Annotated in this window: 10 protein-coding genes; 7 read left to right on the forward strand and 3 right to left on the reverse strand. The window is 69.0% G+C overall.

The window, feature by feature from the left end; all coding sequences use genetic code 11:
* The 4 genes from hemB to D7X74_RS34165 all read left to right on the forward strand — a co-directional run.
* The coding region (hemB, locus tag D7X74_RS34150) for a porphobilinogen synthase (RefSeq protein WP_233602378.1) at window positions 1-961 on the forward strand (961 nt) is incomplete at its 5' end.
* Between the two features lie 75 nt (window positions 962-1,036).
* Window positions 1,037-1,573, forward strand: a complete 537-nt coding sequence (locus tag D7X74_RS34155; RefSeq protein ID WP_120537191.1) for a hypothetical protein — start codon at window positions 1,037-1,039, stop codon at window positions 1,571-1,573.
* Between the two features lie 23 nt (window positions 1,574-1,596).
* Entirely contained in the window at window positions 1,597-2,214 is a 618-nt protein-coding gene (locus D7X74_RS34160) for an RDD family protein (RefSeq protein WP_120537192.1), read from the forward strand.
* Complete coding sequence (locus D7X74_RS34165; RefSeq protein WP_120537193.1) at window positions 2,199-4,424, forward strand: ATP-grasp domain-containing protein; 2,226 nt, start codon at window positions 2,199-2,201, stop codon at window positions 4,422-4,424. The genes D7X74_RS34160 and D7X74_RS34165 overlap by 16 nt, the downstream gene beginning before the upstream one ends.
* A 58-nt stretch (window positions 4,425-4,482) precedes the next feature.
* On the opposite strand, the gene D7X74_RS34170 is transcribed toward D7X74_RS34165, so the two are convergent.
* Window positions 4,483-5,787, reverse strand: coding sequence for a phosphatidylserine/phosphatidylglycerophosphate/cardiolipin synthase family protein (locus tag D7X74_RS34170; protein ID WP_120537194.1), 1,305 nt, complete (start codon window positions 5,785-5,787; stop codon window positions 4,483-4,485).
* A gap of 137 nt (window positions 5,788-5,924) precedes the next feature.
* Window positions 5,925-7,352, reverse strand: coding sequence for a carotenoid oxygenase family protein (locus tag D7X74_RS34175; RefSeq protein WP_120537195.1), 1,428 nt, complete (start codon window positions 7,350-7,352; stop codon window positions 5,925-5,927).
* A gap of 175 nt (window positions 7,353-7,527) precedes the next feature.
* Here D7X74_RS34175 and D7X74_RS34180 point away from each other — a divergent pair, with 175 nt between their 5' ends.
* The 3 genes from D7X74_RS34180 to D7X74_RS34190 are packed head-to-tail and all read left to right on the forward strand — an operon-like array spanning window position 7,528 to window position 9,824.
* Window positions 7,528-8,211 carry a TetR/AcrR family transcriptional regulator gene (locus tag D7X74_RS34180; RefSeq protein WP_120537196.1) on the forward strand — a complete coding sequence of 228 codons (684 nt, stop codon included), beginning with the start codon at window positions 7,528-7,530 and terminating at the stop codon, window positions 8,209-8,211.
* A gap of 45 nt (window positions 8,212-8,256) precedes the next feature.
* Complete coding sequence (locus tag D7X74_RS34185; protein WP_120537197.1) at window positions 8,257-9,645, forward strand: P1 family peptidase; 1,389 nt, start codon at window positions 8,257-8,259, stop codon at window positions 9,643-9,645.
* Window positions 9,646-9,701: 56 nt separating this feature from the next.
* Window positions 9,702-9,824 carry an aminopeptidase gene (locus tag D7X74_RS34190; RefSeq protein WP_120537198.1) on the forward strand — a complete coding sequence of 41 codons (123 nt, stop codon included), beginning with the start codon at window positions 9,702-9,704 and terminating at the stop codon, window positions 9,822-9,824.
* A gap of 35 nt (window positions 9,825-9,859) precedes the next feature.
* On the opposite strand, the gene D7X74_RS34195 is transcribed toward D7X74_RS34190, so the two are convergent.
* Window positions 9,860-10,375, reverse strand: coding sequence for a hypothetical protein (locus D7X74_RS34195; protein WP_147446781.1), 516 nt, complete (start codon window positions 10,373-10,375; stop codon window positions 9,860-9,862).
* Window positions 10,376-10,396: the final 21 nt, after the last annotated feature.

The following is a 10,396-nucleotide window of genomic DNA, read 5'->3' on the forward strand; positions in this document are numbered from 1 at the left end:
CCCCGTCCACCGCCCCCGCCGGCTGCGCCGCTCCGCGGCCCTCCGTGACATGGTGAGAGAGACGCGTCTCTCGCCCACGGACTTCATCTACCCGCTGTTCGTCGTCGAAGGCCGGGACATCCGCCGCCCCGTGTCCTCCATGCCGGGCGTCTTCAACCTGTCGGTGGAGCACGCCGTCCAGGAGGCGAAGCACGCCAAGTCCCTGGGCGTGCCGTCCGTCATCCTCTTCGGCATCCCGGACCACAAGGACGCGCAAGGCACGCAGGCCTACGCGCGCGACGGCATCGTCCAGCGCGCCATCCAGGAGATCAAGGCGGCGGTGCCGGACCTCCAGGTCATCGCGGACGTGTGCCTCTGCGAATTCACCGACCACGGCCACTGCGGCGTCCTGGACGGGCAGCACGTCGCCAATGACGCCACGCTGCCGCTGCTCGCGCAGATGGCCGTCACGTGCGCGCAGGCGGGCGCGGACATCGTCGCCCCGTCGGACATGATGGACGGCCGCATCGGCGCCATCCGCAAGGCCCTGGACGAGGTGAAGCTCACCGACACGCCCATCATGGCGTACTCGGCCAAGTACGCCTCCGGCTTCTACGGCCCCTTCCGGGAGGCCGCGCAGAGCACGATGAAGTTCGGCGACCGGCGCGGCTACCAGATGGATCCGGGCAACGTGCGCGAGGCCATCCGCGAGACGGCGCTGGACGTGGAGGAGGGCGCCGACTTCATCATGGTGAAGCCCGCCCTGTCGTACCTGGACGTCATCCGCGCGCTGCGCGAGAACTTCGATTTGCCGCTCGCCGCGTACAACGTCTCCGGCGAGTACGCGATGCTCAAGGCCGCCGGCCAGAACGGGTGGCTGGACTACGAGCGCGTGATGATGGAGGTCCTCACATCCATCAAGCGCGCCGGGGCGGACCTGGTCATCACCTACCACGCCCTGGAAGCAGCCAAACTCCTCTAGGCAACACCCCGGGCGCGTCAGCGCGGCGGAGAGCTTGATTGGCTCCGCCGCTTGCGCCCAAATGGTCCCCACACGATGCCCACCCAGAAGAAGCGGCCCGGACGCAGAACCGCGAAGCCTCCGCCCAGACGCGCCCCCGCCGCCCGCAAGGGTGCGCGCGCGGGCAAGCGCCCCGGCCGTGGCCGCACCCCCGTGGTGCGTGAGCCCGGCCCGTTGCAGTACAAAGTGGTGGAGCTGTCCACGGTGGACGAGGGAGCGCTGGAGCGCACCTTGAACGAGTGGACCGGCAAGGGCTGGAACCTGGACGGCGTGCAGTTCGCGATGCGCGAGTCCTCCAAGCGTCCGGCCATGGCCTTCATCTTCTTCACCCGCGAAGGCGAGGCCGCGCAGCACGACGAGGCCGGCGCGCGCGAGCGGTTGCAGCGGTTGTCGGAAGCCGGCAGCCCCACCGCGCGGCTCGCGGCTGAGTACGCAAGCCACGCCGACGCGCAATCCCAGACGGTGGTGCCCTTCGTCCACCCGCTGTCCGCGCACGAGCGGCTGGCGCGCCTGGCCGGGCTGGATGAACCGGAAGCCCGCGAAGAGGGCCTCACGCTGGAGCCGGAAGAGTGAGCGCCGCCCCTGAACGCAGCCTGATGGCCACGGAGCGGAGCGGAGGCCGCGTGCTGCGGCTGGTGCAGGAGGACGCGGAGCCGGATTCGCCCTATCCGAAGGCGTCGCTGCTCTTGCGCCTGGGTGCGCGCGTGGTGGACTGCCTGACGGCCTGGGGGCTGTACGTCGTGTGCGGCGCGGCGGGCGCGGTGGTGGCGCTGCTGTTCCTGCTGCTCGCGGACGGGATGCTCCAGGGACAGAGCGTGGGCAAGCGCATCTTCGGCGTGAAGGTGATGCACCTGCCCACGCGCTCGGCCGCACGGCACCGGGACAGCACCCTGCGCAACGCGCCGCTCGCGCTGGTGGTGCTGCTGGGGATGATGCCCGCGCCGCACGGACTCGTGGCCGCGGCGGCGGGCTTCGTGGTGATTGGCGGCGTGGAGGCGTGGCGGGTGCTGAGGGATCCGCTGGGCCTGCGACTGGGGGACACCTGGGCGCAGACGCAGGTGGTGGATGGGAAGGTTGTGGCGGGCGCGACGGTTGCAGCCCGCACGCCGGTGGCGGCGGCACGCGCTCCGGGCCGTTTGATGTCCGCGGCGAAGGTGCGCCGCGCCAAGGCATTCAGGAAAGGGATACGGAGTAAGCCATGCGCATCGCGCTGACCTACAACCTGCGTCTGTCGGACACGGAAGAAGAGGCGGAGTTCGACACGCAGGAGACGGTGAACACGCTGGCGGGAGCCATCGAGCGACTCGGGCACCGCCTGGAGCGCTTCGAGGTGAGCGGTCCCGCGTCGCGCACCGTGGCCCGCCTGGAGGCCTACAGCCCGGACCTCATCTTCAACACCGCCGAAGGCCGCCGGGGCCGCTTCCGCGAGGCGTTCTACCCCGCGCTCTTCGACGAGCTGGGGTTCGCGTACACGGGCTCGGATGCGTACGCGCTGGCGCTGACGCTGGACAAGCAGCTCACCAAGCTCATCCTCTCCAAGCACGGCATCCGCACGCCGGGCTGGCAGTACGTGGAGAAGCTCAGTGAGCTGACGGCGGAGAACCTGCACTTCCCCGTCATCGTGAAGCCCAACTTCGAAGGCTCCTCCAAGGGCATCACCCAGGACTCCGTCGCGGAGACGCTGGAGCAGGTGCGCGAGAAGGTGGCCCGGGCGCTGGAGAAGTACCCGGCGGGCGTGCTGGTGGAGGAGTACATCCGCGGGCGCGACCTCACGGTGCCGTTCCTGGCCGCGGTGGACAACGACTACGACGGCGTGCTGACGCCGGTGGAGTACATCATCGACCCGGAGGTCTCCGCCGGGCGCAAGTACGCCATCTACGACTACGAGTTGAAGACGCGTCACGAGAAGGTCGTGAGCGTGCGCGCCCCGGCGAACATCCCCCCGAAGATCGCGGAGGACGTGCGCAAGATGGCGCAGAAGATCCTCCAGGTGCTGGACTGCCGCGACCTGGGCCGCCTGGACTTCCGCCTCTCCGACGCGGGCGTGCCGTACTTCCTCGAAATCAACGCGCTGCCCAGCCTGGAGCCGGGCGCGGGCATCTACTCCGCGGCGGAGCTGGAGGGGCTGCACCTGGACGGGGTCATCAACTCCATCATCCAGAGCGCGGCCAAGCGCTACAAGATCCGCGACTCCTCACGGCGCCAGGGCAAGCCCGCGCGCAAGTCGGGGCCTCTGCGGGTGGGCTTCGCCTTCAACGTGAAGCGCGTGAAGCCCAGCGCCACGGCCACTGGCGAGACGGTGGAGGACAGCGAGGCGGAGTACGACTCGCCCAACACGCTCCAGGCCATCCGTGAGGCCATCGCTTCGTGGGGCCATGAGGTCATCGACCTGGAGGCCACGGCGGAGCTGCCCACCGTGCTCTCCAGCACGCCGTTGGACATCGTCTTCAACATCGCGGAGGGCTTCAAGGGACGCAATCGCGAGAGCCAGGTGCCCGCGATGCTGGAGCTGCTGGACATCCCGTACACCGGTTCTGATCCGGCGACGCTGTCGCTGGCGCTGGACAAGGCGCTGGCGAAGAAGATCGTCCGTCAGGCGGGCATCCTCACGCCCAACTTCCAGCTCATGGTCACGGGAAAGGAGCGGCTGAACAAGGAGTTCACCGGTTTCCCGCTCATCGTGAAGCCGGTGGCGGAGGGCAGCTCCAAGGGCGTCGTCACCAAGAGCGTCTGCTACTCCGAGACGGAGCTGCGCGACGTGGTGAAGGAGATCGCCGGCAAGTACCAGCAGCCCGCGCTGATTGAAGAGTACATCGGTGGGCGCGAGTTCACGGTGGGCCTCTTGGGCGAGCGGCGTCCGCGCGTGCTGCCGCCCATGGAGATCGTCTTCCTGGACAAGGCGGAGAAGAACCCCGTCTACAGCTTCCAGCACAAGCTGGATTGGACGGACCGCATCCGCTACGACGCGCCCGCGAAGCTGGAGCCGGCGCTGCTGGAGAAGCTGCGCACGGCGGCGCGCAACTCGTTCATGGCGCTGGGGTGCCGCGACGTGGCGCGCATCGACTTCCGCATGGATGACAAGGGGCGCATCTACTTCATCGAGTGCAACCCGCTGCCCGGCCTCACGCCCGGCTGGAGCGACCTGGTGCTCATCGCGCAGGGCGCCGGCATGGACTACCGGACGCTGATTGGCGAGATCATGGCGCCCGCCATCCGCCGCTACAAGGAGCGCGAGGCGCGCCGGGCCCAGACGGAGCACCCGCCCGGTCCCACGCCGCCGCTCAACAAGGTGGTGCAGCGCATCGAGGAGCAGACCGCGCAGGCCAACGCCGCCGCGGCCGCGACCGCCGCCGCCTCCACCCAGGCGAACGGCAACACGGCGTCTGCGGAAGCGCAGCCCGTGCGCCCTGAGCTGAAGTCCTGAGTCGCTGAAGGCCGGAGAGGGCAGGGGGCTTCTTCCCCCTGCCTTCCCGTGGCCCGGCTCAGCCGTCGTTGAGCGCCTGCGCCCAGCCCTTCTCGAAGTTGTCGTGGAAGGCCTGCCAGAGCGTGTCGGAGTAGTACTTCACGAAGTTCTCGTCGTTGTAGCGCAGCGAGTTCTTCGACAGGTTGTGCGAGCCCGTCAGCACCATCTTGCGCACCGTCCCGTTGAAGTTCCCCGAGTACACGAAGTGCTTGCTGTGGGTGAGCACCTCCCGGGGCGTGCCGTCGCTCGTCTTCACGTTGTTGGCGGACACGTCGTAGAGCTGGCGCACGGTGATGTTCGAAGAGCCGCCCAGCTTGGAGCGGACGCCCGCGTCCATGTCCGTGTAGAGCACCCGCACCTTGCAGCCCAGCTTCGCGATGCGCAGCAGCTCCGTGGCCACGATGATGCGGCTGTCGTTGAAGTGGTTCTGGTTCACATCCAGCGTGCAGCCCGCGGACGCCGTCTTCACGTAGTCCGTGAAGTTGTTCGTGACCGTATCGGACGACAGCTCGTTGTCATTGCCCGTGCGCGGGAAGAAGTAGACCGTCCACGGGGCGTTGGGGGAGCTGTAGTAGCCCTGGCCCGACGTGGGGTTGTAGTAGTCCGTCGTCTTCGTCCCGCCGCGCAGGTCGTTGTGGTAGCCGACCCAATAGTCATACCAATCCCAGTCCTCGTAGCTGACGACCATGTCGTTCCAGTAGTTGTTCTGGGAGTAGGTGTTGTTCCACGAGCCCTGCACCACGACGCGCTGGATGCGATTGCCCTGCGGATCCGTGGTGGTGGAGAAGGTGAAGATCTTGTCGTGCATGATGGTGCCCTCGCGGTCGAAGCCCGCGATGCACGCACTGCCCGCGCCCGTGCCGTTGCACCGGGTCAGCTCCAGCCGCGTCGCGTCCGGACAGGTCGCCGCCGGGGGGACGTGGCTGCTGATGTCGTGGATGACGCCGCCGGAGGCGAACTCGGAGGCCGCGCCGCCGTTCTGCTCGTCCACCACCAGCCGCACGATGACGCCCCGGCACAGCGCGGCCTTGATGGCCGCGTTCAGGTGGTCCGTCGTCCACAGGAACATCGCGATGCGGATGTAGGAACCCTTCGGGCTGTTGTCGATGAGCCGGACGACCTCATCCTTGATGCGGTAGTCGCGCGTGCCCGTGTTGTCCGGCTGGTTGAACACGACGTAGAGCCCCGGCACGTTCGTCGCGTCCTGCCGCCGCGACGCCAGGTTCGGGTCCGCCTGCGCCGGGGGCTGACACCCCGCGAGCGCCACCGCGAGCCCCACCACCGCCAGAAGCCCTGCACGCGCACTGCGTCGCTGCTGTTTCATGGCCTGCCTCCCTGTCTTTGAATCTCTCCATTTAGTACGAAATGGTTAGGAAAACAGAGAGAGCCGGGCTGCGTCTGGATGAAACGCATTCTCCTGGTGATGGATAATCACCGTGACAGGGCGGTAGGGCAGGGCGCCTACGCAGGCGCGAAGCCGCCGTGGAACGTGGGCGGCAGGGCGTGGTCGAAGTGGCACCGCGCCAAGGGCCCGTCCTCCAGCCTCCGCGCGTCCAGCACCGCGACGTGGGACGCATCCGCCTTCGCGTCGTAGACCTGGGCGAGCAGCCAGCCATCGTCCTCGGTGCTACCGCCGGGGCGGGGGACGAAGACGGGCTCGGAGGGGTACTGCCCCTCACCCAGCGCGGCCTGGGTCATGCGGCCTGTCGCCACGTCGTAGCGCAGGAGGGCGTCGAACGCGCCCTGTCGCGCGTCCAGGGAGGAGTGCCCGCCCAGGTACACCGTCTGGTGCGCCCGGCCCACCACGCCGGGGGCCACGCGGGGGAACTCGCAGCTCACGTCCGAGCGTTGCTCCGTGCGGAAGGTGCCCGCCTTCACGTCCACCACCGCCCGGTGCAGCATGCCCTGGGCCGGGGTGCCGTTGCCTCCGCGCAAGAGGTCACCCAGCCACTGGTTCGTCGTGAAGTCGGGGTAGTGCACGTAGTCCACCACCAGCGTGTCGCCCGCTTCGTACGCGTTGGCGAAGTGCCAGAGGTAGAAGGCCTCCGCGGGGATGCGCACCGGGTGCGCGACGTCATCGATGGGCACCACCAGCACCTCCGCCCCCGCGTCCGGACGCCACCTCAAGTTTTCCGAGTACGAACCCATCCGCAGCAGCATGCGGAAGATGTTGAGCCGCAGCGGAGTCAGGAAGAAGACGAGGTAGCGATCCGTGGCGATGAAGTCGTGCACCATCGTCGCGCCCGGCAGCGTCACGGCGCCCAGCCGCCGCGCCTTGCCCCCGTCCGGCAGCGCGTACAATTCCGCCTTCGTCTCCCGGCCGTACTGGATGCCGAAGTTGTAGGACGTCTTGCGCGACGGCACGCGGTGCGGGTGCGCGGAGAAGCTGCCCACCACCACGCCCTCCAGGTCCGACTCGCCCACGGTGGACAGGTCCTCCATGGACACCTCCACCGGCTTGTCGGCCTCGAACAGCGCGTACAGCTTGCCGTTCCACGCCATCACCGACGTGTTGGCCGAGTTCTTCTGGGCGTTGCGCAGCTTGTGCCACAGCGGCGTGGGCGTGCCGTAGGCGCCGTAGCGCTGCGCGCTGGCCTGGCGCTCGGCCACCATGGAGGGGGTCTCCAGGAGCCGCGCGGCGCCCTTCACGCCGTCCGGCCCGAAGCGCACGCCCAGCATCCCGCCGTCCCCGTCGAACCAGTGCTGGTACGGCCGGCCGTGCACGTCGAACGTCCAGGGCCCCACCCGGTACAGCGAGCCCTTCAGCCCTTCGGGCACCTGACCCTCCACCCGCAGCGGCTCGAAGCCGTGCTGGCGGGGAAGCGTGCGGAAGCCCCGGAGCCAGCCCGGAGCCGGGGAGGACGTCGTCTGCTTCATCGCGGTCGTCATGGCGAAAACCCTTCTTCCTGGTGCGTGTGGAAGGCCGGGGACACCCCCGTGTCCCTTCAGCATGTAGACACAGTAAACATCGCATGTTGTCGCTGTCAACATGGATGTTGACGCTGGAAACTTCATGCCCTGGATGGTTAGGTCGCGGACGTGGAACGGTGAGGAGGCACGGACGGTGGCGACCCGGAGCAAGCGGACGGTGAAGGAGGCGCCGAAGGAGTTGGGCGACAAGCCGCGCTACCACCATGGGGACCTGCGCCAGGCGCTGGTGGACGCGGCGGTGGCGCTCATCTCCGAGGAGGGCTTTGGCGCGTTGACGCTCCGGGAGGTGGCCCGGCGGGCGGGCGTCACGCACGCGGCGCCCTACCGGCACTTCACCGACAAGGAGGCGCTGCTGGGGGCGGTGGCGCTCGAGGGCTTCCGCGCCATGGCGCGCGAGATGCGCGAGCGCATGGACCGGGCCCCCGAAGGACCGCTGGAGCAGCTGAGCGCCGCGGGCGTGGCCTACGTCCTCTTCGCGGTGCGCCACCCGCCGCACTTCCGGGTGATGTTCGGGCCGCACTTCCAGCGCCCCCTGAAGCCGCGGAGCCCGGAAGGGGAGCCGGACGCGTTCGCCCTGCTGGTGGGCTGCATCGCCGCCGGCCAGTCGGCGGGCCTGCTGCGGCAGGGGGAGCCGCGCGCGCTGACGCTCACCGCGTGGTCGCTGGTGCATGGGCTCGCGTCGCTGTTCGTGGACCGGCAGTTGGATGAGGCCGTGCAGGGCCTGGAGGCCGCGGAGGCGCTCGCCGTCGTGCAGACGCGACTGCTGATCTCAGGGCTCGCGCACCCGGGCGCGGGCGGAAACAGCGACGGTCGGTAGGGAAGCGGGGTTGACCGTCGGAGATTGTCGGGTACGGTCGGTTCCATGGTGCGGATACCGGAAGAAACGGGGCCGAGGGTCCGGGCGCGGGAGCTGGGACTCCCGCTGGGGCGCTTCAAGACGGGCAAGTTCAACGCCATCACGGACGTGGAGGGCGTGCTCGTGGGGCACTCCACCATCATCCAGGGCGAGGGCCCCTTGAGGCCCGGCCACGGCCCGGTGCGCACGGGCGTCACCGCCATCCTGCCCAACCTGGGCAACATCTTCATGGACCGCATGAGCGGGGGCGGCTTCGTGCTCAACGGCGCGGGCGAAGTCTCCGGCATGACGCAGCTCATGGAGTGGGGGCTCATCGAAACGCCCATCCTGCTCACCAACACCATGGCGGTGGGCGCGGTGTCCGACGGCGTGGCCCGCTACCTGGTGCAGCGCTACCCGGGCATCGGCGACGAGCACGACGTCATCATCCCCGTGGTGGGCGAGTGCGACGACTCGTGGCTCAACGACATCTCCGGCCGCCACGTGCGCCAGGAGCACGTCCTGGAGGCCATCAACAACGCGGCCACCGGCCCGGTGCGCGAGGGCAACGTCGGCGGCGGCACCGGCATGGTGACGTGCGACTTCAAGGGCGGCATCGGCACGTCGTCGCGCAAGCTGCCGGAGGTGCTGGGCGGCTACACGCTGGGCGTGCTGGTGATGTCCAACTTCGGCAAGATGCACAACCTGCGCGTGGGCGGCCTGCCCGTGGGCGAGGTGCTGGCGGAGAAGTTCAAGAACACCCCCCACCGGGGCAAGTCCTACGGCTCCATCATCGCCGTGGTCGCCACCGACGCGCCGCTCCTGAGCCATCAGATCAACCGCCTCTGCAAGCGCGTGGGCCTGGGCATCGGGCGGGTGGGCAGCTACGCGGCGCACGGCTCCGGGGAGATCGTGGTGGGCTTCTCCACCGCGAACATCATCCCCAGGCGCACCCAGAAGATGGTCTACAAGATGAAGATCCTCCTGGATCAGCGTCTGGACCCCCTCTACGAGGCCGTGATGGAGGCCACCGAGGAGGCCATCCTCAACGCCATGTGCATGGCCACGCCGATGACGGGGGTGAACGACAACTACTCCCCGGCGCTGCCCCTGGACGAGGTCCGCCGCTTCGTGGACGCCTGCCGACCCATCTTCGCCTCGGTGAAGAAGCGCCCCCACCAGACGAGCGCCCCGGCTTCCCGGGAGCGCCCCAGCGACGAGGACCGGGAGGGGGAGGTGACGGTGTCGTCCGCCCTGCCCACCAACGTGCGCGGCGCGGAGGGCATCCCATTCCCCACCCGGCCGGCCCCGAACGAGCCCGACAGCGACCCGGACGGGCCTCCCGGGACGGAATCCGGTGGAAATGTCCCCTCCGGCCCTGTTGACCCCGAGGGTTCCTCTTCCGGGAGCCCGTAGGCTTCTGATAGGTAAGCCCCCCTTTACTCCATTCCGGAGCCCCAGGAGCCACCCACATGGCCAACAGCAAGAGCAAGCACCGCCGCGTGCAGATGAAGATCCGTCAGCACTGGCGGAAGCGGATCAAGAAGCAGAAGGAAGCCGCCAAGGCCGCCGCCGCCGAAGGCAAGAAGAAGTAGTCATCGCCCTGGGCGCCGCTCCCGGCGGCCCTGGCTCACCGCCGGGTCGCCGTGAAGGGGCGTGTCACGGAGCAGCGCTGGCTGGCGTTGCCCTGGATCCGTGAGTAGTTGCCGGTGAAGCTCCCCGTGAGGCTTCCTCCGACTCCGCTGTCCGCCACCCCGCCGGTGAAGGACGCGTTGAGGCTCAGGAAGGTCGTCAGCCCCCCATCGCTGCTGGGCGGCGGCCCCCCCGTCACGCTCAGGTCCCCCGACGGGAACACCTGGCCCTGAAGGTCCACCCCGTCCAGCGACGCGGTGAGGGCGCTTCCCTCGCGCTCCAGCACCAAGTCCTTGCCGTCCGGCAGGGGCGGCACGTTCAGGTTGACGCACTCGGGCGGAAGGCCCGCGTCGGCCAGGAAGGCCAGGGGGTAGCTGCCCTCCACCGGAGCGCAGGTCTCCGCGCAGTCCAGCGGGGTGCCTTCGTCGTCGCAGGCGGGCGCGAGCATGAGGACGGCGCTGGACACCACAGCCGTCGTGACGGTCACCAGGGGGAGGAAACGTCCAGTTTTCATGGGTGGGAATCTCCGTGGGGT

Source organism: Corallococcus sp. CA047B (genome assembly GCF_003612065.1).
Lineage (GTDB): Bacteria > Myxococcota > Myxococcia > Myxococcales > Myxococcaceae > Corallococcus > Corallococcus praedator.